This window comes from Aquabacterium sp., from assembly GCF_041915145.1.
Taxonomy (GTDB): domain Bacteria; phylum Pseudomonadota; class Gammaproteobacteria; order Burkholderiales; family Burkholderiaceae_C; genus Aquabacterium.
The window spans coordinates 14,460-38,329 of the sequence record NZ_JAYSBZ010000014.1; the positions used below are offsets into that span (position 1 = coordinate 14,460).

The following is a 23,870-nucleotide window of genomic DNA, read 5'->3' on the forward strand; positions in this document are numbered from 1 at the left end:
TCAAACCACTTGACCGAGCTTGAAGATCGGCAGGTACATCGACACCACGATGCCCCCGATCAAGCCGCCCAGGAAGACGATGATGATCGGCTCCAGCAGGCTGGACAGACCCTTCACCATTTCATCGACTTCGTCTTCATAGAAGTCGGCTGCCTTGCCCAGCATGTGATCGAGCGAGCCCGATTCTTCGCCGATGGCCGACATCTGCAGCACCATGACCGGGAAGACGCCGGTGGACTGCATCGAGGTGGTCAGGCTGGAGCCGGTGGCCACGTCCTTCTGGATCTGCTCGGTGGCTTCGACGAACACGGCATTGCCCGAAGCGCCGCCCACCGAGTCGAGCGCCTCGACCAGCGGCACGCCTGCGGCGAACATGGTGGAGAGGGTGCGCGTCCAGCGGGCGACTGTGGACTTGTAGATCAGATCCCCGAAGACCGGGATCCGGAGCAGCAGCCGGTCCATGGTCTTTTGCATCTTCTCGGAGCGCTTCCAGGACTGGAAGAAGAAATACAAGCCGCCGCCAATCGAGCCGAAGATCAGCCACCAGTATTTGACGAAGATCTCCGACAGGTTCATCACGAACAGCGTCGGAGCCGGCAGCTCGGCGCCGAAGGACGTGAACACCTGCTTGAACGCCGGGATCACGAAAATCATGATGACCGCGACCACCACGAACGCGACGACCAGCACGGCGACCGGATACATCAGGGCCGACTTGATCTTGGCCTTGATGGCCAGCGTCTTTTCTTGATAGGTGGCCAGACGGTCGAGCAGTGTCTCGAGAATACCGGCGGCCTCGCCGGCTTCGACCAGGTTGCAATACAACGCATCGAAATACAGCGGGTGCTTGCGGAAGGCCGTCGACAGGCTGGTACCGGTCTCGACGTCGGTGCGGATGTCGTTGAGCAGCTTGGTCACGCGCGGGTTGGTGCTGCCGCGCGAGACGATGTCGAAGGCCTGCAGCAAAGGCACGCCGGCGCGCATCATCGTGGCCAGCTGCCGCGTGAAGATCGAGATGTCCTTGGGCTTGATCGACTTGCCGCCGGAGATGCGGCGCTTCTTGACCTTGGTGACCATCACGCCCTGGCGGCGCAGGCTCGCGCTGACCATGGCCTCGCCACCGGCGCGCATCTCACCGCGCACGATCTTGCCGTTGCGGTCTTTGCCTTCCCACTCGTAGACGACTTCTTGCAGATTTTTCGGGGTTGCCAAAGTGGCCATGAAGCCTCCGACTCAGACTGTTGGTGTGCGCGTGGCGGGTTATTCGTTGGTGCAGGCGATCACTTCGTCCAGCGTGGTCAGCCCGGCGCGGACCTTGACCAAACCGGATTGGCGCAGATCGCGCACCCCTTCTTTCTGGGCCTGGTCGGCAATGTCCATTGCCGTGCCCTCGGACAAGATGATGCGCTGCGTTTCATCTGAAATGGGCATCACTTGGTAAATGCCGACCCGGCCTTTGTATCCGTTATTGCAGGCCGAGCAGCCCACATTGCGATAGGGCTTCCAGGTGCCGTCCAGCTCGGCTTCCTTGAAGCCGGCGCGCAGCATGGCTTCGCGCGGGTAGTCGGCGGGCACCTTGCAGTTTTCGCACAAACGGCGTGCCAGCCGCTGCGCCGTGATCAGGATCACGCTCGACGCGATGTTGAACGGCATCACGCCCATGTTCATCAGACGGGTCAGCGTGGTGGGAGCGTCGTTGGTGTGCAGGGTGGACATCACCATGTGGCCGGTCTGGGCGGCCTTGATGGCGATGTCGGCGGTGTCGAGGTCGCGAATTTCGCCCACCATGATCACGTCGGGATCCTGGCGCAAGAAGGCTTTCAGCGCGACGGAAAAGGTCAGCCCGGCTTTGTCATTGACGTTGACCTGGTTGACGCCTGGCAGGTTGATTTCAGCCGGATCTTCGACCGTCGAGATGTTGACGCCGGGCTGGTTCAGGATGTTCAGGCAGGTATAGAGCGAAACCGTCTTGCCGGAGCCGGTCGGCCCGGTCACCAGCACCATGCCGTAAGGGCGCTGGATCGCATGCATCAGCCGATCTTTCTCGGCCTTTTCGTAACCCAGCGCCTCGATCCCCAGCTTGGCGCTCGACGGATCGAGAATCCGGATCACGATCTTTTCGCCGAACAGCGTCGGCAGCGTGCTGACTCGGAAATCGATCGCCTTGCTGCCGAATTTCAATTTCATCCGGCCGTCTTGCGGTACGCGTTTTTCGGCAATATCGAGCTTTGAAATCACCTTGATCCGCGAAGCCAGTTTGTCCTTGATGGCAATCGGCGGTTGGGTTATTTCGCGCAATTCACCGTCCACGCGAAAACGCACGCGATAGTTGTATTCGAACGGCTCGAAGTGCAAGTCGGACGCTCGCATATTGATGGCGTCGACCAGCATCTTTTGCAGGAAGCGCACCACCGGCGCGTCTTCGACGTCGGTGGTTTCTTGCGCGGCCTCGGGTTGCGCGGTTTCTTCGTCGGTGATGTCGAATTCAAAATCGCTCGACGCCAAGGCATCGAGCGCTTCCGTGGCGCTCGTTGTGGTGCTTTCAAGCAGCTTGGCGAGCTTGTCGGCCTCGACGATCACCCATTCCGGGCTCAGCTGGGTGGCGAACTTGATGCGCTCGACAGCCTCTTGATCGGTCGGGTCGGCGCCGCCGATGAACAGGCGGCTGCCGCGTTTGCCCAGCACCACGACCTGATATTGGGCGCTGAGCTTGGCGTCGATGACGTTCTTGGGCAGGCGCTGGGCGTCGACCGAGTTGAGATCGAGCAGCGGAACCGCTAGGGACGTCGAAAGCGTGTGCGCCAGATCGGCTGCGCTGACGGAGCCCGACGCCACCACGGCCGAGATGAAGCTGCGCTTTTGTTCCTTGGCTGCCTTGACCAAGCCTTCAGCAGCTCTGGCATCCAGCTTGCCCGCATTGACCAGCACTCGGGCCACGCCAGACAGCGAGCTCGGGGAGGGGTCGGTTGCGGCATCTACCATTGGTTGCACACTTCACAATACAAAATGGGGCGGATCATCGCTGATCCACTAGGCACTGTAAATGGGAGTAGCCAGGGCAAACGTTCCAATTGGAAACCAATTTACCGGCTTTATCGATTGATTTACGTTCGAGTCGAATGTTTGCGGCCGCGATGGCAGGCGGCCAAGAGAGTTCTGGGCCGGAATTCGTGCATGAAAGCTCAACCGACGAATGACATGAAGCACATGATCGACGCCGCCAATATTCCTGCTGGTATCTGGGTGCTGGGCTTCGTCAGCATGCTCATGGACATCTCATCCGAGATGATCCACAGCTTGCTGCCGCTGTTCATGGTCGGCACGCTGGGCGCGAGCGCGTTGGTCGTGGGGCTGATCGAGGGACTGGCCGAGTCCACGGCGCTGATCGTCAAGGTATTTTCGGGCGCGATCAGCGACTACCTGGGCAAGCGCAAGGGCTTGGCCGTGTTCGGCTACGCATTGGGGGCCTTGACCAAGCCGCTTTTTGCCATCGCACCGACCGCCGGCATCGTGCTCACGGCGCGCCTGCTGGACCGGGTCGGCAAAGGCGTGCGCGGCGCTCCGCGTGATGCCATGGTGGCGGACATCGCGCCTCCCGAGGCGCGTGGCGCGGCGTTCGGCCTGCGTCAATCGCTCGACACCGTGGGTGCGTTTCTCGGCCCGCTGCTGGCGGTCGGTTTGATGCTGCTGTGGGCCAACGATTTTCGGGCCGTGTTCTGGGTGGCCGTGATTCCGGGGTTGCTGGCAGTGGCGTTGTTGCTGTTTGGCGTGCGTGAGCCCGAGCACCACATCGGCGAGAAGCGCCGCAACCCGATCCGCAGAGAGAACCTCAAGCGCTTGAGCGGCTCCTACTGGTGGGTGGTCGGTATGGGTGCCGTATTCACGCTGGCCCGCTTCAGTGAAGCTTTCCTGGTGCTGCGTGCCCAGCAGGGCGGTGTCGCCGCGGCCCTGGTGCCGCTGGTGATGGTGGCCATGAACGTCGTCTACGCGGCGTCGGCCTATCCATTCGGGAAGTTGTCCGATCGGATGAGTCACCAATCGCTCTTGGCCTGGGGCTTGGTCGTCCTGATTGCAGCCGATCTGGTCTTGGCGATGAATAACCACTGGACGACAGTGCTCGCAGGCGTGGCGCTGTGGGGTATTCACATGGGAATGACGCAGGGTTTGCTGGCGACGATGGTGGCCGACACGGCACCTGCCGCCCTTCGAGGCACGGCGTTCGGGTTCTTCAACCTGGTCAGCGGCCTTGCCATGTTGATCGCCAGCGCCGTCGCTGGGTTGCTGTGGGATCAGTTGGGGGCGTCGTACACCTTTTATGCGGGCGCGATATTTGGATTGACCGCGCTGCTCGGTCTGGCCATCGAAAGCCGGTTTCCCCGCTGAGCGGTTGCAAACGGGGTAACCGAGCCCCAGACCGTGCTCCTTGGTCGGGAGGCATCATGAATCAACAACTTGCGCGCGCCTGCGTGCAGTTTCGGTTAGTGGCAAATAGAGTCTCGTGCCTCCAATTTGCCACTAATCGGCTGCCGACATACCCAACGCCGGCAGCCCCTCAGCTGACGTGAGTCGCTTCGTCTAGGGTGACCCGGAAACACTTCCTGGGGTAAGACACATCGGATGTCAACCTCAGTTCGCCGGCATTTCTGCCAGTCGTTGTGCTGCCGCTTGCAGGCCATTGAGGATGGTGTCCGCGACGGGTTGATTGAAACCCTCGGGGAGTGCGTTGCGCACTTCGGCGATGACTGCCGGCGTGCGTTCCAGGATGTGTTCGATGAGGGGCTCCGCACTGTCCCCGTACCCGACCTTGCGTGCCGTGCTGTTGAAGTGCCGGCGCTGGATGTTCCTCACGCTGTAGTGCTTGCTCTTGCCATGCAACGCCATGGCCAGCTTCAATTCGTACTCGGACCAGCGGTTTGGTCCTTCGCCGAGGACCGGATAGGCGGACATCACGTCGTAGAACTTGGTCAGCTGAAAGCGTCCGCCCGGCAGCAACTGGATGCTGAAGTTCTTCGCATGGCCATCCGGAGCGCGTAGCAGCCAGAATAGGATTTGCGAGGTCAGCAGGGCGGCTTGGTCTGCCGGGCGGACAGACTGCCGCAGGATGCCAAACAGCTGGACTAGGCCGGGACCGCCCTGGCTCTCGTATTTGATGAGCGGGGAGACGCCGAGGGCTTGGCAGAAGTCCTCCTGCGGCAGGCGCAGCAGCCAGCCGCCATCGGGATGCTCGCGGCGGTCGAATCGCTCGACCACCAGCACGCGCTGCTTGCCGAACGTCCCGATGCTGGCCTCAGCGGTGTCGAGGCCATAGGCCCGCAGAATGCGCAGGCAAAGCCATTCGTTGTCGACCGAGGTTCGGAAATCGGCTTGGCGACCCCCGACAAAGCCGAGGGGCAGCTTGAAGATGTGCGTCGTTGGCGTGGCGCCGTGCGGGCGCAGCCACTGGCCCTTCCAACGTAGGAAGGCATCCTTCTCTTGCGCGCCTGCAAGCGAAATCCGGAAGTCGTCTGCTGCGTTGTGACCAGCGTTGAACTTCTCGTCGCTCACGGTGTTGAGCAGATGCCGCTCGACCTCCTCGTCTGACAGCGGTGTGCCCTCGACCTTGTCGTAGCCCTTGGGCGTTCCATCTTCCGCGAGAAGCTGCACGGCACCGACGCAGTCTCGACCGATGGCCTCGAGCAGGTCGAAGGCATCGATGGAGCCAGTTTTGAAGCGTGCCGCAATGCGCGTGCGGATGGCATCGCTGTCCGGCAACAGGTTGTCGAAGAAGTTGTGGACCGCAGTCCCTTTGTGGGGCAGGTTGCCGAACTGGAAGGGTAGCGACAAGGACAGAGGCCGGCCGACTTGCGAGCTTACCCAGGCTGCGTCGTACTGCAGTTCCATGTCCCCGCGTGTGGGCATGGACCAAGTGCCGACCCGGACGCCATTTGTCCAGATGGAGAGTGTGCGGCGATGTGATCTGCGTCCCATCACCACACAGAGGATGAGCTTGATGCCGCTGAGGCGTCTCGCTGACCAATGCTGACTTCGAGGCCAAGTGCAGCGCACCAGGCCATCAACTGAGCCACGCTCATTTCCTCGGCATGTTGCTCAAGGTGAGAGATGCGACTTTGGCCCACGCCGATCTTGGCGGCCAAGTCACGCTGCGAGAGTCCTTTAGCTTTGCGGGCCGAGTTCAGCAGCCTGCCCAGCTGCTGGGTAGTCGTCAGTGGCTGTAGGGTGGCAGTCATGGTCGTATCTGTTATGCGGATATTTCAAAGATATCTCGAATCCAGATAAATTGCAAATATCTCAATTTGAGATAAATGGGACAGCGGGCATAAAGCGGCGACAGGTTCGACCGACACCCAATGATCAGGTGACTCCTGTAGCGAGCAGTTTTATATGTTCACGGTGCGGTGCCGGGCATTCAGTCGCGCCATTTGGCACAGAATTGGCACAGAATCGCCAGAAAGCAAAACAGCCGCGTCGCGGCGGCTGTTCCAAGTCCTTGATTTACAAGGGAATTCTGGTCGGGGTGAGAGGATTCGAACCTCCGGCCTCTACGTCCCGAACGTAGCGCTCTACCAGGCTAAGCTACACCCCGAATCTGATGCTGAATCGAACGGTTGAGCCATTCGATCTGAGTCAATCGATTCAATCAGTCGACCTGAGTAGTTCAGGTTGCTGCTCACTGCATCAAGAAATGCGATGAACTGACTGAATCGTCAATTGTAGCAGAGCTTCTCGGTACTGTGAATGCTGAATGCATTGCAGGCATTCTTGCGCCTGGCGGGCTTGCTCCAAGGCGGCTTCGCGGGTCGCCTCGAGGGCGCCGGTGCGCCGCACGATCTGCAAGGCGGTGTCGAGCTGGGCGTCGAGCTCTGCGGCCGATGCGCCGCGTTCGATCATGCTGCGCAGGGTCTGGCGTTCGGCGTCGTTGGCGCGCTGCATCGCAATGATCAGCGGCAGCGTGGGTTTGCCTTCACGCAGATCGTCGCCCACATTCTTGCCGAGCTCGGCCGTGTTGCCGTCGTAGTCGAGCAGGTCGTCCACCAGCTGGAAGGCGGTGCCGAGCGCGATGCCGAATTGCGCGCAGGATGCTTCGACTTCTGGCGGCGCATCGGCCAGGATCGCGCCCAGGCGTGCACTGGCTTCGAACAGCTGCGCGGTCTTGTATTGGATGACGCGGTAGTAGTCGGCCACGGTCAGGTCGGGGTCGTGCATGTTCATCAACTGCAGCACTTCGCCCTCGGCAATGACGTTGGTGGCATTGGCCAGCACTTCGAGCACGCGCATGCGGTTGACCGACACCATCATCTGGAAGGCCCGCGAATACAGGAAATCGCCGACCAGCACGCTGGCCGCGTTGCCGAACAGTGCGTTGGCGGTGTCGCGGCCGCGGCGCAGGGCGGATTCGTCGACCACGTCGTCATGCAGCAGCGTGGCGGTATGGATGAACTCGACGACAGCGGCCAGCTGATGGCGTTGCGGCCCTTCGAAGCCCAGCGCGCGCGCCATCAGCGTCACAAGAATCGGCCGGATGCGCTTGCCGCCGGCGTTCACGATGTAGTGGCCGATCTGGCTGACCAGGGCGACGTCCGACGCCAGGTGTTGCGTGATGACGGCGTCGATGGCGGCCAGCTCGGGCGCCACCAGGCTCTTGAAGTCGATCGCTGACGAGGGCGTTGCCGAAGTGGTGGTCACGTTGTTCGCGGCCTTGGAAGAGGTGGGGTGAGGTCGGCAGGGCCGACGCGAAGCGCGATTATAGAAATCACCATGAAAAACGGGCCGCGAAGGCCCGTTCGTTGTTTGCTGCTGCAGTTTCGTCTGCGTTATTGAGCTTGCGAAGCAGCTTTGTCCTTCTTGTCCTTCTTCGACTTCTTCTTGCTGCTGGTACTGGCCGGCTCGGCGACTGCATCGGCGCTGGTGTCGGCGGCCGCCTTGTCGGCCTTGGCCTTCTTGGCCTTGGGCTCCTTCTTGGTCGTGGCGGCCGGGGCACCGTTGTAGCTGCCGCCGTTGACGGTCAGGCCTTCGGCCGAGAACTTGGCGGCATTGCCTTCGCCCACGCCCTTCACGCGCTCGATCAGATCCGGCCAGTCCTTGTAGGCGCCCTTCTTGCGCTCGTCGAGGATCTTGCCGGAGATGGACGGGCCGATGCCCTTGATGCTTTCGAGCTGGGCTTGGTCAGCCTTGTTGACATCGACTGCGGCGAAGGCAGCGGCGGCGAAGAGGGCGAGAACGAGGGTGATGAGCTTCTTGAACATGTGTGATTCCTCCTGAATAAAAAATGCCTAGACACCATCTGGGTGATGGGATCTGGCAACTGATCCGAGCTTTTCAGCATAGCAAACGCAGAGACACATGCCAGTCGCCTGAAAGGGTGTGCAGTCTTCGCGCTCGGACCGAACAGATTGACACGTGGCATTCCGTGTGTCGAGGCCAAGAGCGTGCTCCTGTCTTGCGACCATAATTGCGCCGAAGTCGCCCGAGCACCTCTATAAGTAACGCTCAAGGAAAGTCACAAAACGTGCAGATCATCATTCCCATGTCAGGTTTTGGCGAGCGATTTCGCCGTGCGGGCTACAAGGTGCCCAAGCCATTGATCGAGATCGACGGCAAGCCCATCATTTCGCATGTGATTGATATGTTTCCGGGTGAGCAGAACGTTCTGTTTATCTGCAACGAAGATCACTTGAGCAGTACAGACTACGACATGCGGGAAGTGTTGCGCCACTGCTGCCCATCTGGGCAGGTGGTAGGCATCGCACCGCATAAATTGGGGCCGATTCATGCAGTGCAGCAGGTGGCGCACCTGATCGATCAAGACGGTCCGGTGGTGTTGAACTATTGCGATTTCACCTGTCTATGGGACTGGATGCATTTCAAGTCCTTTGTGCATCGTTCCTCTTGTGATGGCGCCATCCCCGCGTACAAGGGGTTCCACCCGCATACCCTGGGGACGACCAACTATGCATATATGCGGGAGGATGCGGGACGGGTCCTGGATATTCAGGAGAAGCAGCCCTACACCAACGACCGAATGAATGAATTCGCGTCAAGTGGCACGTACTACTTTCGTTCAGGGCAGTTGATGCTGAGTGCTTTGGAAGAAACCAAGCGTCGGCAGTTGCAGGTGAACGGAGAGTATTACGTCAGTCTTGCTTACAAGCCTCTGCTGGACGGGGGGCGGGACATTCGGGTGTATCCGCTGCAGCATTTCATGCAGTGGGGCACCCCTGAAGACGTGGCTGAATATGGGGCGTGGTCTCGGGCCTTCAGCGCGCTGTGCGCGTCGGACCAGGATGAGCCAGGGGCGCAGGGCAGCGTGGTTGTGCCGATGGCCGGTCTGGGGCAACGTTTTGCTCGGGAGGGCTATACCCAGACCAAGCCGTTGATTCCGGTTTCCGGGCGTCCGATGGTGCTGCAGGCTGTTGGAGATTTGCCCGCCGCACTGCAGCAGTCCTTTGTGTTGCGAACCGACATGCCTGGAAGGGAAGAGATCGGGCAGGCGCTTCGGAAGCACTATCCAAACTGCGTATTGTTCGATGTTCCCTCGGTGACGGAGGGGCAGGCTTGTTCGGCTGAGTTGGGCGTGACGGCTTTGCAGGAACAGTGCGAAAAGGTTGCCGAGCCCATCACATTTGGCGCTTGCGACAACGGGGCTCTTTATGACCGAGAAGCTCTGGCAACTTTGATGTCCCGGGACGACGTGGATGTCGTGGTCTGGGTGGCTCGGGGGCACGCCAACGCCGTGCGTCATCCACGTATGTTCGGATGGGTTGACGCGAACGCGGATGGCCAGATTCAACGCGTGTCGGTCAAGCAACCCCTCGAGAATCCAGCGAGCGATCCGATCGTGATCGGCACATTCACTTTCAAGCGGCTGGAGCATTTCAGGCAGGCGTTGAAGCGACTCATTGATCGCGACGATCGCATCAATGGCGAGTACTACTTGGACTCCACTGTTAACCACGCGCTTGAGCTGGGCATGCGTTGCCAGATCTTTGAGGTGGACCATTTCTTCTCTTGGGGTACGCCGAACGATCTTCGTACATTCGAGTACTGGCAATCGTGCTTCGATAAGTGGGGATCACACCCTTACTCGTTGGAGCGAGATCGTCGGGTGCCATCAGAAGCTGTGGCCGGTTTGCGTGAGCGCTATAGCTGGACGCCTCCGGCCATTGATGAGTCGCGTGCATGATTCGCCGCGAACTCACGGTGTTCCTGTTGGTCGGCGTTACCACCGTGTTGGTGGATTACGCCAGCTACACCTTGCTGGGCGTGTGCGGGGCTCAACTTGACGTCGCAAAGGCGGCGGGCTTCTTGATCGGTACGGTGTTCGCCTACTTTGCCAACCGCCATTGGACGTTTGGGCATCGTGAGGCGGCGAGCGGTAGTGTGGTGCGATTCGCCTTGCTATACGGAGTCACGCTGGCAGCCAACGTGCTGGTGAATGCGTGGTTCCTAAAGGTACTTGCGGGACAGAGTTGGGGGCGGCAAGGTGCATTCGTTGTCGCCACGGGAACGTCTGCGGTACTCAATTTTCTAGGCATGAAATTTCTGGTTTTTCGGCAATCGTCGCCCTTATCCAAGTTCCCTACATGAAGCTCTCCTTGATCATTCCTTGCTACAACGAATCGGCCAACCTGCCGACCTTGATTGAGCGGTGTGCCGACGTGGTCAAGGCGGATGACGTTGAAGTGGTGCTGGTTAACAACGGATCGACCGATGACAGCGGTGCCGTGTTGGACGGGTTGCTCCCCCGATATCCTGGTGTGCGTTCGGTCTTGGTTGGAAAGAACCAGGGCTATGGCTTTGGCATTCTTTCCGGGTTGCGTGCCGCGCATGGCGATGTTCTAGCGTGGACTCACGCGGACATGCAGACAGATCCCCTTGATGCTCTGAAGGGGTTCGCCTTTTTCAAACGCCACGGGGCGAATCTTTTCGTCAAGGGCCGTCGGTACGGCAGGCCTGCCGCTGACGTGGCTTTCACCGTTGGCATGAGCCTGTTTGAGACGGCCTTGTTGCGTCGGCCGCTGTGGGACATCAACGCGCAGCCAACCATGTTCTCTCGGCAGTTCTTCGAGTCATGGTCGGATGACGCGCCACACGATTTTTCTCTGGATCTCTATGCGTATTACCGGGCTCGTTGTGCGGGGTTGCCTGTGCATCGGTTTCCAGTTCGTTTTGGCGAACGCCTGCATGGCACGTCGCACTGGAACGTGAACTGGGCGGCCAAGCGCAAGTTCATTAAGCGCACGGTCGACTTCAGTCTGGAGCTCAAAAGAAAGGTTGACCGCTCATGAAACTCATAGCGCATCGGCGTAACACCATCGAAGAGTTGTGCGCCACGCCAGCGCGTTATGGCGTTGAAATTGATTTGCGAAGTCTCGGGACTGACCTGATCGTTCAGCACGACCCGTATGTGTCGGGTGAAGACTTCGAGCGCTGGTTGGATCACTACAAGCACGGCACGCTCATCCTCAATGTCAAGGAAGAAGGGCTTGAGGAGCGTCTCATCGCGCTGATGGCGCAGCGTGGCATCTCCGACTACTTCTTCTTGGATCAGTCCTTTCCTTTCCTGATTCGCTGGGCTAACCGCGGTGAACGTCGATGCGCGGCGCGTGTTTCTGAGTACGAGTCAATTGAAACGGCACTGACGCTGGCTGGTCGGATTGACTGGATCTGGGTGGATTGCTTTACACGCTTTCCGCTTGATCTGCAGGCTGCAAATCGGCTGAAGCAGGCCGGCTTTAGGCTTTGTCTGGTTTCTCCAGAGTTGCAAGGGCGCTCTGCTCAGGAGCACATTCCGCAGCTGGCCGAGCAACTCCTGGAGTTGGGTATTCAGCCTGATGCCGTGTGTACCAAGCGGCCTGACATCTGGGAGGCCCAGCAGGGTTCGTGATGCGCAAGTTGATGCTTCAACCGTATTTCCTGGCGGGTCTGGTCGCTCGGGTAATTCTGATCGCGGTCTTTCGGCCATGGGCCGAGAGTCAGTGGTATCTGCCGTTTCTGATGCACGGTTTGGAGCACTCGTCTCTCGACCCCTGGAGTCAATTTCTGGATGGCGGCGGTAACCCGGCGGCATTTCCATATGGCTACGTGACATGGATGGCGTTGATGCCGCTGGTTTGGGTCGCGCATCTGTTTGGAGCATCACTGCACTTCGGATATGCCGGCACCTTGTTGGTGGCGGATTTTGGTTTGTTGCTCGCTTTGCGCGGACTGTATCCGGGGCATGACCGCGTATTGCTGCTTGGCTATTGGTTGTCGCCCATCGTGGTGCTGGCCAGCTATTGGCTTGGGCTAAACGATGTGCTGCCGGTTCTATTGCTGACCCTCGCACTGTTGGCCGCGCAGCACATGCGACTACTGACGGCTGGAGCCTTGTGCGGCGCGGCGGTGTCGGCCAAGCTCAGCATGGTGCTGGCACTGCCATTCTTTGTCATTTACCTGTTTCAGAACAAGGCACTGCGGTCCTCCCTGCGTGCCTATATGACGGGCTTGGCTTTCGCCGTGCTGGTGTTGCTCTTGCCTTTCGTGCTGTCGGCTGGTGGCGTGCACATGCTGGTCAGCAACCCTGAGATGGGCAAGGTGTACCAGTTTGCGCTTGATATGGGGCCGCATACCCGGCTCTATCTGTTGCCCATGGCCTATGTGCTGGTGCTGTATCTGACTTGGCAGATTCGGCGCTTGAACTTCGAGTTGTTCACGGCCATGCTCGGGCTCGCTTTCTTCCTGGTGGTGCTGATGACGCCAGCTTCGCCAGGGTGGTTCATTTGGGTGTTGCCGTTGATGGTGGCATATCAGGTTCGATCCGATCGAGTCGCTACGTGGCTCACGGTCGCGTTCACCATGCTGTACGCCGCCGGCAACATCACGGTGATGCCTTGGCCTGCGATTGCCGGGCACGATTCGGCGTGGGGAAGTCTTGCCAACTGGCAGAGTGCTGCACATCCGATCCTTCCAACGTTGCTCGCGTCCGTCGGGGTAGTGCTGGGATGGCGCATCTGGCGTGACACGGTGAAAGCTAACGACTATTTCAGGTTGAGCCGCAAGCCCTTCGTGATCGGAATCTCCGGGGATTCCGGCGCTGGCAAGGACACCCTCTCCGACGCGTTGGTTGATCTGTTCGGGGCCCATTCGGTGGCGACCCTGTCGGGGGACGACTATCACTTGTGGGACCGTCAGAAGCCGATGTGGCAGGTGATGACCCACCTCAACCCGCGAGCAAATGATCTAGAGGCATATGCACACGATCTGCTGGCTCTGGCTGATGGGCGCTCGATCGTCTCGCGTCACTATGATCACAGCACCGGCAAGATGAGCTTGCCGCACCAGGTACGGAGCAACGACTTCGTCATCGCCAGCGGTTTGCACACCCTGTATCTGCCGATACTTCGCGAGTGCTACGACCTGAGCATCTATCTCGACATCGATGAGGGGTTGCGGCGGTTTCTGAAGCTTGAGCGGGATGTCAAGCAGCGGGGTCATACGGCGGAGCGAGTGCTCAGCTCGCTTGCCAAGAGGGCGCCCGACGCCGACAGGTTCATTCGTCCCCAGGCGCAGCACGCGGACTTGGTGATGTCGCTGCAGCCGATTCACCCTCGACTGCTTGAGTTGGATGACGCCAAGCAGATGCGGTTCAAGTTGCAGGCTCGTTCAAGGCAAGGGCTGCACGAAGGCTCCCTCGCACGGGTGTTGACCGGTGTGTGTGGGTTGCATGTGGATATGTCCCTGGTGGACGACAGCGAGCATGAAACAGAACTCGTGATCGAAGGCGAGACGACGGCGGAGGATGTCGCCATGGCCGCTCAAATGTTGTTCCCGGAGATGTTGGTTTTCCTGGACACCAAGCCAAAGTGGAAAGACGGGGTACTCGGACTCATGCAACTGATCGCCCTGTCCCACATCCAGCAAGCTCTGAAGAAACGGTTTCTATGGTGAAGATGAACAACCCGGATCGATTTGATCGAGTGCCGGATGCCATATTGTTCGACACGGATAACACGCTGTATCACTACGATCCGGCGCACGAAGTTGCCATGACTGCGGTTCGTGAGAAGGTGACTCGAACGTTTTCCATCGACACGGACGCGTTCGATAAGGCATATGCAGAGGCTCGCGCTCAGGTCAAGAAGCGCCTGAAGCACACAGCTGCGTCGCACAGTCGGTTGCTCTACTTTCAGCGCATGCTCGAGATCATCGGGCTGGGTTCTCAGGTCATGCTGGCGCTCGACTTCGAGCAGACGTATTGGCGCACGTTCCTGAATCAGGCCGTATTGTTTGATGACGTCAAGGAACTGTTGGACGAGCTTCGCTTGCTTGGTGTGCCAACCGCCATCGTCACCGACCTCACTGCGCAGATTCAGTTTCGCAAGGTGGTGTACTTCGGACTCGATCACTACTTTGATTTCATCGTCACCAGCGAAGAGGCTGGGCATGACAAGCCTGATGCCGCGCCGTTTCAGATTGCTCTTGAGAAGATGCGCCCCAAGGGCAATTGCATCTGGATGATCGGAGACAACCCGGTTAACGACATTCGAGGCGCGCGCGAGCAGATTCAGGCGGTCACGCTGCAGAAGCTGCACCAGGGGGTCATCGAAGGGGAAGGTGAATCCATGCCAGATGCGACATTCGCCGAATTCTCGGAGCTACGCAGCTTGCTTCGCCGCCTCTCTGGTACGCAAGCTTGATGCCATGACCATGCATTCACAGATATCTGAATTCTGTGCCTCCATTGGCTCAGATTCCATGCTGGTTCAAGGTGCAGGCGGCAACGTGTCCTGGAAGGATGGGGGCACCTTGTGGATCAAGGCGTCTGGTACCTGGCTCAGAGATGCGTCGGCTCGAAACATCTTCGTTCCGGTTGCCTTGACTGAACTGCAGCAAGAGATCAGGCAGCGGAGATTCGAGGCTGTTCCAAGGGTGCTGGAGGGGGCGACGCTGAAGCCTTCCATCGAAACCAATTTGCATGCGTTGATGCCGCAACGACTCGTCGTGCACGTGCACGCCATTGCCGCGTTGGTCTGTTTGGTTCGGCGGGATCCTTGGCCGGACATGGTGCGCCGTCTTTCCACACGCTGGAAGCCCTGCTTTGTCCCGTATCACAAGCCGGGGGCCGATTTGGCACGGGCGGTAAACGATGCGGTGGTGGGCTCGCCCGGAACGCAGCTGGTTTGTATGGCGAATCACGGAGTCGTGGCCGCGGGTGATTCGCTGGATGAAATTCGCGACATTCTTGCGGATGTGGGCACCCTGTTGCAGGGCGACCAGATGGTTGTCGCGTCGGAGATCCGTCGAGAGCCGATCGAGGTTGATGCCACATGGTGTTTTCAGCCCGTGGATGATCCGATCGTGCAGGGCCTGGACATGACTGCCTCAGGTTTGCAGCGTATGGCAGATGCATGGGCTCTGTATCCCGATCACGTGGTATTCCTGGGTGCATCGCCAATTTGCCACGACAGCGTGGGGGCTGCTCGGGCATATTGCAACGTGCAAGGTGGCCCGGTCACTGACCAGGCGCACTTCATTCAGGACGTCGGCGTGTTTTCGTTGCAACCTCTTTCAGCGGGCAAGCTGGTGCAATTGCGCTGTTACGCCGATGTGTTGCTTCGCCAGCCGGCTGGCCAGCAACTGCAGACCCTGGAGCATGAGCAGGTGGCTGCCCTGCTGAACTGGGATGCGGAGCGCTACAGGCAGCAGATCAATCTCTGCAAATGACCGACACGCACGCGCACTCTTCGCTATGGGATAGCTGTCGCATCCAGTGGCAGCAAGCTGCCGCTTGGACCAAGTGGGTGTTCGTTTTTGTGCTGATGCTGAAAGTGTTCTTGTGCCTGTTCACCGGGCATTTCGACATCTATCGCTTCTTGGTGTTTCTTCAGCATGCACTGGCATTTCCGAGTGACGACCCGTGGGCTTATCGAGCCATCAACGACCACTCGGACTTTCCGTATCCACCAGCCTTGTATTACGTTCTGAAGTGTCTCGTCAGCTTCGGTCAGATCAATGCCACGCCGCCGCATGAGCCGCCTGCCGGTCATTTGTATTCGTGGATCAAGATACCAATCCTGATCGCCGATCTGGTCGTGGCAGCCTGGTTGGTGCGTCGCACGAATTTTCGGTGGATGGTGCTCAGCTATTGGCTCAGCGGGATCGTGATATTTCACCAGTACTACTCGGGGCAGTACGACCTGTTCGTGGCTGCGCCGCTGGTCATGGCCTTTTGTCTGTACGAGCGAGAGGCACAGACGGGGCCGTGGGGGCGGAGTATGGGAGCGAGCGCCCTGTGGCTGATTTCCGTTGTACTGAAGCCTTTTGCGTTGTTATTTGCACCACTGTATGTTTTGCAGCAGGACGGTTGGCGTCGTCGCATCCAGATGGGCGTGGTGATGCTGTTGATATTTGCCTTGTTCAAAGCGTCTGAGTGGCCCTATTCGAAGTCGGTGGCCTATCGGGAGCAGATGGGTGCAGGCGCGCAGTTTTTGCTCATGAACCTCAAGATGCATCGGCAATACTGGTTCGCTGCGACGTATGTGTTCTTGCTCGGCTATGTCGCTTATCGACAGATTCGACAACCGTGGTGGTCCGTGGCGGCGGTCACGCTGGCGTTGGGAGCTTTCGCGTTCCACTCTGCAGGCTGGATGACTTGGGCCGCGGTGACATTGCCAGTGGTGCTGTTCGACCAGCGGGCGTCAAGGCTGCAGCTGACATTGTTTGGTGTTTGGCAAGTAGCGTTCTTGCTGCGCTGGGCGTATTGCCCAACAAGCCCTTTGCTGGACAGCATTTCGGTTTTCACCGATCGGTTTCTTGATCTCGATCTGCGTTTGCCGATGGGCGCCATCTACGCTCGCCAGCCCAAGATGCTGGGTGTGGATTCGTTCTTGTTTTTTGGATACGCGTTTGCAGCTAGCAGCTTCGCATTGCTGCTCTCGATATTGTCGACAAAGAAAACTTCTTGAATTTGTCGGCTCTTGCACGTCTTGGCGATGGCCTGGAGACGGCGATCAGCGGTCGCGTTCAGATTCGCCTGGGTAAGGCTTGCCCATCCACATGGTGGCAGTGGCGATATTCGTCGAGTCGTCAGGCATTTGGAGCACTCGAACGGCTGTGTCGAAGTGCAGGCGTATCGAAGTCCTGGCACGGAAGCTGGAAGCGGTTCTCAGCGTCAACGCGTGACCCTCGATGGTTAGCGGGGCGTGTCCTTCAAAGACGTCGCTGACGGGGGTGCCATCGCGTTCGATGAGTTGGGCCCTTGCGGTCTGAGGCGATTGAGGCGTCGGTGCTGCGATGATGATGGATAGAGCAAGAATCTCGCGGTCTCGCACGGATGTTGGCACCTTGATGTCGAGATCTGTCACCGTGATGTAGCTCCACGGCCCGCGCAGAACAGACTCCTTGTTCAAACGTATGCAGCCGTCTCCGTAGATGCCCCATGCAAAAGGATCGACAGGGACGCATAGCGGGCTTGCAGCGTGTTGCATGTATCGGGCTTGAGCTTGCCACTGCCCGTTTCCAAGGATTGGCGAGCTCGGAGGCTTGGTGGCTCGGAACCCAATTGCAAGCCATGAGGCTGCGACCAACAGCAACCAGCACGATAGTAGGCGTTGGCTCCATCGCCGTATGCCTGATGCACGTACCGTGTTGTTGCAGCATGCGAGCCAGGTGCCGAGCACGATCAAAGTGGCTCCCCAGAAAGCGACAACCACATGACGATAAAGCCACAGGTGATTCAGCTTGGTCAGCTTGTGGTCCCATTCCGCGCCCAATGCCACCACGTTGAGCACCATGTTGCCCAGCAACAGCACGCCGCCTGCAAGCATGAGCGCTCGTGCCTGCATGCTGGAAGTTCGCCAGAAAGCCATGGCGGAGCCGCAAAGAAAGAGCGTGCCTGGCAACAGGTGCGCGACAACCGGAAGGTTGGCGAGTCGGAGGTACAGGTCTTGCCCGACAACCACAGCGCCAAGATAGCCGATGCTGTAACCCAGGGGCGTGCGGATCAGGTCGCCTATGCCCAGGTGTGCGGCTTGCGAAGGCATGATCCCGGCTGCCCGACTGGCAGCCAGCGTCCAGATCTGAAGCAATACTGCCAATGTGCACGCGGTGGCGATGGCGCGCATGCTGCCACGAGAGTACCAAGCAGCGATTAAAACCATGACGTACGCCAGCAGGACTGCCGGCTTGGACAGCAGCAGGATGGGCAGAAGCCACAGCCATCCCGGTACCCGCTCACCTGGCTTGACGATCACCCGGGCGCAGCACAGTGTCCCCAGCAACGCGAAGGTGTAGGTGAAGTTGATGAACGTGCGGGTTTCAAAATCGAGGACGATGCCCCACAGCAGGCACATGCCGGCGCGAAGCGCGTCTTGGCTCGCCAAGGGCCTAAACCAAGGATGCGCGAACGCACCGATCGATAACGACGCCAGCACGATGGCCAGCGCGTTGTACGCATATGGTGTCCACGCAATAGGGGTGCTGGATGCCTCTACCAATGACGCCAATAGCCGCTGCGGAATGGGCAGATAACCCGCATCGGTGGCCAGCAACCAATCAGGCCAGTTGGCTCGGTGCGCGTGTACAAAATAGTTGGTGCCCATTTCGGCCCACATCTCGCCTGAAATGAGCCAGTGATATTGACGAGTGATCGCGAAGATCAGCAGCGCAACTGATGTCAGCCACCACCACCAATTGGCGTTGAGACTGCTTTGGGCAAGAGACGACCCTTTGCGCATGAATTCACTGACCTCGTCTGTCAGCGTGGTGCAGGACGACTGACCGCGACGCGGGATTCTGGCGGGATCCAGTTCCTGAACATGTAGGCCGATGCAGGGTGAACAAGCAGTTGGGCAAGCGCCTCATCGCTCGGGTACACGTTTTGCCCGGACTGTTTGAGCTGCGCTTGTGCAGCCTCGGCAGATAGCGGGAAAGCTGCGTAGACCGCCGCGACGGCCTTGGTTCCGTTCGCATACCGGCGCACCCAGATCTTGCGGTCGCCATCTATACGCGCATAACCTGCGTATGCCACGAGGCCAACCCCGACTAGCAGGGCGAGTTTCTGTGTCATCGCCCTCAGACTGATCGAGTCGGAACGCATCGATGTTGCTTGACAAACGGTGAGAACAGATGCGGCGTAGGCCAGCGCGATGTAATCGTTATAGCGATCAGGTACGCCACCTTGTCGACCGTAGCTGGCGAGTGCCGACAAGCATAGAACCAGCGTATGAAGCAACCACGGCGTAATGAGCAACGGAGAGCGATTCTTGCGAACCAATATTTGCCATGAGGACCATGCAAATGGAGTCCACATTAACCAGCCGGCCCCTAGAGGGCGCTCTAAATAGAGCTTCAGCTCCGTCAAAAAGGCACCGAACGAGGCTGCCTTCATGGCGGCATGGGCGGGGTTGAACGGAATGGTCAAGTAGATGGCGCCAGCCAGGGTGGCATAAAGTGCGAGATTGCGCAGATGCCTTTGATCGCGCGTAGCCGTGAAATGCAGATACGAGGCGCAAATACCCAAAACGGGCAACAGCAGGGTCGTGGCCATGTTGAGCCAGACGAAGGCTGCCAGAAGCAGCATGCGGCGCAGGCTGTAGTCAGGTTTGGCAAGCCAGATGGTTGCGAGTGTGAAGGACAGTATCTGGATGTAGACCTGGGACTGGTACGACCAGAACATGTTTTCGCTGCTGACAGGCCATGCAAAAGGCAGTGCGAGTGCGAGCGACAGAAACCAGTGCGGCCGTTCGCGATTGAGCTCGCGAAGCAGAAGAACACCGGATGCCGAGTGGATGAGAGCCTGCACGTAAATGGGCAGAAGGCAGTTCATCCGTTCGCCTTGCAAGACAAAGGCGCCGAGATTGAGTATTCGGGTGTAGACGATGCGATGCTCGTTGGCGGGCGTCAGAAAATCCGTCCACACCAAAGAACCGTCCAGGTAGTGCCGCATCAGTACAAGAACTTCACCGTCCCATTGATCCCAGAACGGAAAAGGGCTGGCCGTCCGGTGCACATACCAGCATTTGCCCACGACGATCAACAATGCACATGCGATGGTCACCCAAACCGATTCGGTGACGCTACCAGCCTGACGCGCGGTGAGGTGATCGTTGGGGCGCCGGATCCAATCAAGCATGCTTGTATGTTCTTGGCTGGGGGGAAATTTCGAAATTGCAGCCCTTCAACGTGAGATTTACGTTGTACGCCGGATCGTATTCGAGCGTGGCTCCCCAAACTCGAAGCATATAGGCTTGCTCACGCCGGAAGCGATCGATATTGATGCGATCAAAATCGCTTCCGCGCGTAGCAGTTTCGTGGTGGTAGGCCACTGCAAATGGGGTCAGTACATTGCGATAACCGGCATCGCGAACTCGCAGACAGAAGTCCACATCGTTGTATGCGACCGCCAAGTCTGCCTCGTTGAGGCCGCCGACTTCTTCATATACCGAGCGCTTGATCATCAGGCACGCTGCAGTAACGACACTGACGCTATGCAGCATCAAGGCTCGGTTGAAGTACCCCTTAGCGTTGCCTGGCGCGCCCACGTATGCATGACCCGCAACGCCTCCAATGCCCGTGATGACGCCGACGTGCTGAATGTTTCCGTTGGGGTAGAGGAGCTTGGCGCCAACACAGCCTATTCCGGGCTGAACAGATAGCGAAACCATCTCTCTGAGCCATTCGGATTGCTTGAACTCGGTGTCGTTGTTCAATAACAGGATCAGTTCCCCGTTCGCGAGGGGGATGGCGGCGTTATTCAGCGCCGAGTAATTGAACGGACGATCGTCTCGAATGACTCGCACTCGAGGGTCTTGCGCCAGTTTCTGGAAGTAATCCAGAGCCGCCGGATCATCTGATCCGTTGTCGATAAGGATGATTTCGTAGCTGGGGTAGTCGGTTACCGCGAGCAGCGAGCCGACGCATTGCTCAACCAGCTGCTTGGCATTGCGCGTGGGAATGACGATCGTGACCAGCGGGGCGGGCTCCGGAATGGCGAAGTGGACGTGAAACCCGATATGGCCGGGAAGTTCGCTGAAAGTGCTTCTCGGCATGTGCTGGTCAAGATGCTCTTTGAGGACTGCGGCCATGCCGGTGGTGACACGAGTTGTGCCGCACGTCACATCATCTTGTCCGGGTCGGGCTTTGGTTCCGTCGTGCCACACGTGATGCAGTATCTGTGGCAAGTGGCACACCTCCTCGGCATGTGCTCCATTTGTCGCCTTGAGCAGAATGCGCCATCGTTGCGCATCCAGATCGGCTTGATCGCGGAACAGGTCGTCGAGTGACAGATCAGCAGCGCGAATAAAGAACGTGTTGCCGATGTAGTTCCAGGACAGCAGCATCTCCGGGTTGAGATCCGGTTTGAAGTGCGGAGCGAAACGGGTTTCCCGACTATCGATGTGATCGTGGTCGCCGTAAATCAGGCGCAAGCCCGGGCGACACGAGGCTTCATTCAGCACGGATGCAAATGCGTGGTGCGTCAGAGTATTGCCTGCCTCCAGAAGGCACAACCATTCAATCTGGCAAGACTCGATGTCTTTGGCGAGCGAGACTCGCGCCTGATCGTTGTCACACCATGTCGCCCGAGCGTCCAGGCTGGAAATCGCCCGCTTCATGGCGAACGTGTCACGTGCGTTTGTGGAGTTGCCGCAAACAAATCGGACTAGCCAGTTGGACTGCACTTGAGCAGCCAAGGTGTCGCACGTCTTGATCAGTGCTTTGAGTGAGCAGGAAGTGACGTCGACAACGACGAGAACCGTGGCAGCGTTGGGTGAGACAACCGCGCAATGCTGGGATTGTTGTTTGATCCAGTCTCCGTAAGTGGCCCAGTGTCGCCCCCGCCGCCGCAAATGCAGCCGCTTCTTGTTCCACTCCCTCAGCGTTTTTATGATCGACATGTCAGACACGATTGATATTTGTTCCGATACGCGGAGTCGGCGATTACAACATGCCAATCTTCCAGGACTGAGTTGTCAGTTTTGTAAACGACGTGGCATATACGGGTAAAGCTGGGCAGCAACAGATATGCGGTGTGGAGCCCGGTTATGTCGTGGCCTGAGAGTCAGGCCACGACATGGTGAAAGCCAATGCGGGCACCCAGCACGGCGTGATCGAAAGACCACCCCATCGACTCGGCCCTGCTTAGCAACAGTCGCCATGCCTCTGAAGTGCGCTGAGAAGTCATCAACTCCTTGATTAGCTTGCGCGTGTGCCGATGAGCCAGGATGTCTGGCGGTACCGTAGCCATCCAGGAGAGAAGTTCATCTGGGCGCATCACATGCGCAAAGTTTTGCATCCCATGGAAACCAAAACTTTGGCGATAGCCGCCGTACTCACATGAAAAGCCTTGAGCAACGCTGAGTGGCGCAAAGCGAATGCCATGATTTCGTTCCAACTCGCTGCGGCGGTTCACGCAGATCTCGTGGTCTTCTGGTTGCGTCGAATCTGGGCTGATCTGCTCGAGCGCGTTCAGCAACTTCTTGGAGCGCAGAGAAAAACCGCCGTTGCCCACGTAGCCGGGGTGTCCACCGTGGTACCACGGTGCGCCGATGTAGTCGTACGCCAAGAAATCGGGTTGCCACAGGGCGGGGTGGGTGATGAACCCATCCCACTGCACGATGAGCACATGAGAGGTGGTGATGTATTGAGTCAACCCATGCAGCATGAGGCGGTTGTAGTCCTCAATGCCGTTTAGCGCCGGGATGGTGACCCATTCGAGGTCAGCGGGTGGGGTGATGCCCAGATTGGCTGGGCTGGGGCCCAGATAGATGGCACGACCAAACCTGGCGACCGACATACACCGCTGCATGGCGTAAAGCGCTTGCGGCACGCTGCGCGTGTCCACGCAGCACAGGGTCACGTCGGGGAGCTCAAGCATGGTGGTTGGCTTCGTGTGCCGGGTCAGCGGTACATGTCGGAGCGGGTGAGGTGCCCCGAGACGTAATCTTTCACGCCGTCCTCAAGCGACGAGAATCCGGCTTCGTAGCCCACGTTGCGCAGCTTGCTCATCTTCGCCTCGGTGAAATATTGGTAATTCGGCCGAATGCTCTCGGGCATCTCGACGAACTCGATGTTCACCGGCTTGTTCAGCGCCGAGCCGATGGCTTGCACCAGATCGACAAAGCTGCGGGCCTGCCCGGTGCCGAGGTTGAACACGCCGCTGACGTGGCGGTGGTCGAACAGCCACAGCATCACGGCCACGCAGTCCTTGACGTAGACGAAGTCGCGCAACTGCTGGCCGTCCGCGAAGCCTTCCTTGTAGCTCTTGAAGAGCTTGATGGTGTCGCCGCGCGTCACCAGCGCGGTGTTCTTGGCCACCAGGCTTTGCATGGCACCCTTGTGGTATTCGTTGGGGCCGTAGACGTTGAAGAACTTCAGGCCAGCCCATTGCGGCGGGGCCTTGCCCTCGGCAGCACGTTCCACGGCCCATTTGTCGAATTGGTGCTTCGACCAGCCGTAGAGGTTGAGCGGGGCGAGTTGGTCGAGCGCGGTCGGGCTCGGGTCATCGTTGAAGCCCTGTGCGCCATCGCCGTAGGTGGCGGCGGACGAGGCATAGATCAGTGGCGTGCCGGTTTGCGTGCACCAGTTCCACCAGGCCATGCTGGCGCGCAGGTTGACGCGCAGGATCTCGTCGCCGTCGGTCGAGGTGGTGGACGAATTGGCGCCCATGTGGAACACCGCGTCGGCCCGTTGGAGCGAGGGCAGCAGGCGGTCGAGTTCTCTGTAGTCGACGAGATCGAGAAAGCGTCGCTTGGCAATGTTCTTCCATTTGCCTTGCGTGCCCAGGTCGTCGACGAGCAGCAGATCGGTGCGGCCTCGCGCGTTGAGGTCGGCGGCGATGTTCGATCCGATGAAGCCGGTGGCGCCGGTGATGATGATCATGGTGGTGCTCGAGT

Annotated in this window: 20 protein-coding genes and 1 tRNA gene; 9 read left to right on the forward strand and 12 right to left on the reverse strand. The window is 58.9% G+C overall.

Going from position 1 to position 23,870, the window contains the following annotated elements:
* Both ACE3SS_RS04380 and pilB read right to left on the reverse strand, forming a co-directional pair.
* Entirely contained in the window at positions 1-1,221 is a 1,221-nt protein-coding gene (locus tag ACE3SS_RS04380; RefSeq protein ID WP_374591740.1) for a type II secretion system F family protein, read from the reverse strand.
* A 39-nt stretch (positions 1,222-1,260) separates the two neighbouring features.
* Positions 1,261-2,982, reverse strand: a complete 1,722-nt coding sequence (gene pilB, locus ACE3SS_RS04385) for a type IV-A pilus assembly ATPase PilB (RefSeq protein WP_374591742.1) — start codon at positions 2,980-2,982, stop codon at positions 1,261-1,263.
* A gap of 192 nt (positions 2,983-3,174) precedes the next feature.
* On the opposite strand from pilB, the gene ACE3SS_RS04390 reads away from it, so the two are divergent.
* A complete protein-coding gene (locus tag ACE3SS_RS04390) occupies positions 3,175-4,383 on the forward strand; it encodes an MFS transporter (RefSeq protein WP_374591744.1) in 1,209 nt (402 codons plus the stop codon).
* A gap of 243 nt (positions 4,384-4,626) precedes the next feature.
* Here ACE3SS_RS04390 and ACE3SS_RS04395 read toward each other — a convergent pair whose 3' ends face one another.
* The 5 genes from ACE3SS_RS04395 to ACE3SS_RS04415 all read right to left on the reverse strand — a co-directional run bounded on the left by ACE3SS_RS04395 (position 4,627) and on the right by ACE3SS_RS04415 (position 8,243).
* A complete protein-coding gene (locus tag ACE3SS_RS04395) occupies positions 4,627-5,967 on the reverse strand; it encodes a type II toxin-antitoxin system HipA family toxin (protein WP_374591806.1) in 1,341 nt (446 codons plus the stop codon).
* Positions 5,967-6,227 carry a helix-turn-helix domain-containing protein gene (locus tag ACE3SS_RS04400; protein ID WP_374591746.1) on the reverse strand — a complete coding sequence of 87 codons (261 nt, stop codon included), beginning with the start codon at positions 6,225-6,227 and terminating at the stop codon, positions 5,967-5,969. The genes ACE3SS_RS04395 and ACE3SS_RS04400 overlap by 1 nt, the downstream gene beginning before the upstream one ends.
* 279 nt (positions 6,228-6,506) lie before the next feature.
* Positions 6,507-6,583, reverse strand: a tRNA-Pro gene (locus ACE3SS_RS04405).
* Between the two features lie 92 nt (positions 6,584-6,675).
* On the reverse strand, positions 6,676-7,683 hold the full coding sequence (locus ACE3SS_RS04410) for a polyprenyl synthetase family protein (RefSeq protein WP_374591748.1): 1,008 nt from the start codon (positions 7,681-7,683) through the stop codon (positions 6,676-6,678).
* Between the two features lie 128 nt (positions 7,684-7,811).
* Complete coding sequence (locus tag ACE3SS_RS04415) at positions 7,812-8,243, reverse strand: ComEA family DNA-binding protein (protein WP_374591750.1); 432 nt, start codon at positions 8,241-8,243, stop codon at positions 7,812-7,814.
* Positions 8,244-8,506: 263 nt separating this feature from the next.
* Here ACE3SS_RS04415 and ACE3SS_RS04420 point away from each other — a divergent pair, with 263 nt between their 5' ends.
* Genes ACE3SS_RS04420 through ACE3SS_RS04455 form a run of 8 tightly spaced genes read left to right on the forward strand, consistent with a single transcriptional unit; the run spans position 8,507 to position 16,943 of the window.
* Positions 8,507-10,180 (forward strand): sugar phosphate nucleotidyltransferase, encoded by a 1,674-nt coding sequence (locus ACE3SS_RS04420; protein ID WP_374591752.1) that lies wholly within the window; start codon positions 8,507-8,509, stop codon positions 10,178-10,180.
* Positions 10,177-10,584, forward strand: a complete 408-nt coding sequence (locus ACE3SS_RS04425; protein WP_374591754.1) for a GtrA family protein — start codon at positions 10,177-10,179, stop codon at positions 10,582-10,584. Before ACE3SS_RS04420 ends, ACE3SS_RS04425 begins: the two co-directional genes overlap by 4 nt.
* On the forward strand, positions 10,581-11,285 hold the full coding sequence (locus ACE3SS_RS04430) for a glycosyltransferase family 2 protein (RefSeq protein ID WP_374591756.1): 705 nt from the start codon (positions 10,581-10,583) through the stop codon (positions 11,283-11,285). Before ACE3SS_RS04425 ends, ACE3SS_RS04430 begins: the two co-directional genes overlap by 4 nt.
* Positions 11,282-11,884 (forward strand): phosphatidylinositol-specific phospholipase C/glycerophosphodiester phosphodiesterase family protein, encoded by a 603-nt coding sequence (locus ACE3SS_RS04435; protein WP_374591758.1) that lies wholly within the window; start codon positions 11,282-11,284, stop codon positions 11,882-11,884. The genes ACE3SS_RS04430 and ACE3SS_RS04435 overlap by 4 nt, the downstream gene beginning before the upstream one ends.
* Positions 11,884-13,926: a uridine kinase gene (locus tag ACE3SS_RS04440; RefSeq protein WP_374591760.1), complete on the forward strand. Its 2,043-nt coding sequence runs from the start codon at positions 11,884-11,886 to the stop codon at positions 13,924-13,926. Before ACE3SS_RS04435 ends, ACE3SS_RS04440 begins: the two co-directional genes overlap by 1 nt.
* On the forward strand, positions 13,920-14,675 hold the full coding sequence (locus ACE3SS_RS04445) for an HAD family hydrolase (protein ID WP_374591762.1): 756 nt from the start codon (positions 13,920-13,922) through the stop codon (positions 14,673-14,675). Before ACE3SS_RS04440 ends, ACE3SS_RS04445 begins: the two co-directional genes overlap by 7 nt.
* Before the next feature lie 4 nt (positions 14,676-14,679).
* Positions 14,680-15,702 carry a class II aldolase/adducin family protein gene (locus ACE3SS_RS04450; RefSeq protein WP_374591764.1) on the forward strand — a complete coding sequence of 341 codons (1,023 nt, stop codon included), beginning with the start codon at positions 14,680-14,682 and terminating at the stop codon, positions 15,700-15,702.
* On the forward strand, positions 15,699-16,943 hold the full coding sequence (locus ACE3SS_RS04455) for a hypothetical protein (protein WP_374591766.1): 1,245 nt from the start codon (positions 15,699-15,701) through the stop codon (positions 16,941-16,943). The genes ACE3SS_RS04450 and ACE3SS_RS04455 overlap by 4 nt, the downstream gene beginning before the upstream one ends.
* A gap of 45 nt (positions 16,944-16,988) precedes the next feature.
* Here ACE3SS_RS04455 and ACE3SS_RS04460 read toward each other — a convergent pair whose 3' ends face one another.
* The 5 genes from ACE3SS_RS04460 to rfaD form a co-directional block, all read right to left on the reverse strand.
* Positions 16,989-18,713 carry a hypothetical protein gene (locus ACE3SS_RS04460; RefSeq protein ID WP_374591768.1) on the reverse strand — a complete coding sequence of 575 codons (1,725 nt, stop codon included), beginning with the start codon at positions 18,711-18,713 and terminating at the stop codon, positions 16,989-16,991.
* 20 nt (positions 18,714-18,733) lie between these two features.
* On the reverse strand, positions 18,734-20,110 hold the full coding sequence (locus tag ACE3SS_RS04465; protein WP_374591770.1) for a hypothetical protein: 1,377 nt from the start codon (positions 20,108-20,110) through the stop codon (positions 18,734-18,736).
* Positions 20,103-21,872, reverse strand: a complete 1,770-nt coding sequence (locus ACE3SS_RS04470; protein WP_374591772.1) for a glycosyltransferase — start codon at positions 21,870-21,872, stop codon at positions 20,103-20,105. Before ACE3SS_RS04470 ends, ACE3SS_RS04465 begins: the two co-directional genes overlap by 8 nt.
* Positions 21,873-22,036: 164 nt before the next feature.
* On the reverse strand, positions 22,037-22,852 hold the full coding sequence (locus tag ACE3SS_RS04475) for a DUF5672 family protein (protein WP_374591774.1): 816 nt from the start codon (positions 22,850-22,852) through the stop codon (positions 22,037-22,039).
* Positions 22,853-22,875: 23 nt separating this feature from the next.
* Complete coding sequence (gene rfaD, locus ACE3SS_RS04480; RefSeq protein WP_374591776.1) at positions 22,876-23,856, reverse strand: ADP-glyceromanno-heptose 6-epimerase; 981 nt, start codon at positions 23,854-23,856, stop codon at positions 22,876-22,878.
* Positions 23,857-23,870 lie beyond the last annotated feature (14 nt).

What these genes read in the sequence shown, in the direction of transcription:
- ACE3SS_RS04380 (WP_374591740.1), bottom strand. Translation starts at nt 1,221, where the DNA reads ATGGCCACTTTGGCAACCCCGAAAAATCTGCAAGAAGTCGTCTACGAG.
- pilB (WP_374591742.1), bottom strand. Translation starts at nt 2,982, where the DNA reads ATGGTAGATGCCGCAACCGACCCCTCCCCGAGCTCGCTGTCTGGCGTG.
- ACE3SS_RS04390 (WP_374591744.1), top strand. Translation starts at nt 3,175, where the DNA reads ATGAAAGCTCAACCGACGAATGACATGAAGCACATGATCGACGCCGCC.
- ACE3SS_RS04395 (WP_374591806.1), bottom strand. Translation starts at nt 5,967, where the DNA reads ATGGGACGCAGATCACATCGCCGCACACTCTCCATCTGGACAAATGGC.
- ACE3SS_RS04400 (WP_374591746.1), bottom strand. Translation starts at nt 6,227, where the DNA reads ATGACTGCCACCCTACAGCCACTGACGACTACCCAGCAGCTGGGCAGG.
- ACE3SS_RS04415 (WP_374591750.1), bottom strand. Translation starts at nt 8,243, where the DNA reads ATGTTCAAGAAGCTCATCACCCTCGTTCTCGCCCTCTTCGCCGCCGCT.
- ACE3SS_RS04425 (WP_374591754.1), top strand. Translation starts at nt 10,177, where the DNA reads ATGATTCGCCGCGAACTCACGGTGTTCCTGTTGGTCGGCGTTACCACC.
- ACE3SS_RS04430 (WP_374591756.1), top strand. Translation starts at nt 10,581, where the DNA reads ATGAAGCTCTCCTTGATCATTCCTTGCTACAACGAATCGGCCAACCTG.
- ACE3SS_RS04435 (WP_374591758.1), top strand. Translation starts at nt 11,282, where the DNA reads ATGAAACTCATAGCGCATCGGCGTAACACCATCGAAGAGTTGTGCGCC.
- ACE3SS_RS04440 (WP_374591760.1), top strand. Translation starts at nt 11,884, where the DNA reads ATGCGCAAGTTGATGCTTCAACCGTATTTCCTGGCGGGTCTGGTCGCT.
- ACE3SS_RS04445 (WP_374591762.1), top strand. Translation starts at nt 13,920, where the DNA reads ATGGTGAAGATGAACAACCCGGATCGATTTGATCGAGTGCCGGATGCC.
- ACE3SS_RS04450 (WP_374591764.1), top strand. Translation starts at nt 14,680, where the DNA reads ATGACCATGCATTCACAGATATCTGAATTCTGTGCCTCCATTGGCTCA.
- ACE3SS_RS04455 (WP_374591766.1), top strand. Translation starts at nt 15,699, where the DNA reads ATGACCGACACGCACGCGCACTCTTCGCTATGGGATAGCTGTCGCATC.
- ACE3SS_RS04460 (WP_374591768.1), bottom strand. Translation starts at nt 18,713, where the DNA reads ATGCGCAAAGGGTCGTCTCTTGCCCAAAGCAGTCTCAACGCCAATTGG.
- ACE3SS_RS04465 (WP_374591770.1), bottom strand. Translation starts at nt 20,110, where the DNA reads ATGCTTGATTGGATCCGGCGCCCCAACGATCACCTCACCGCGCGTCAG.
- ACE3SS_RS04470 (WP_374591772.1), bottom strand. Translation starts at nt 21,872, where the DNA reads ATGTCGATCATAAAAACGCTGAGGGAGTGGAACAAGAAGCGGCTGCAT.
- ACE3SS_RS04475 (WP_374591774.1), bottom strand. Translation starts at nt 22,852, where the DNA reads ATGCTTGAGCTCCCCGACGTGACCCTGTGCTGCGTGGACACGCGCAGC.
- rfaD (WP_374591776.1), bottom strand. Translation starts at nt 23,856, where the DNA reads ATGATCATCATCACCGGCGCCACCGGCTTCATCGGATCGAACATCGCC.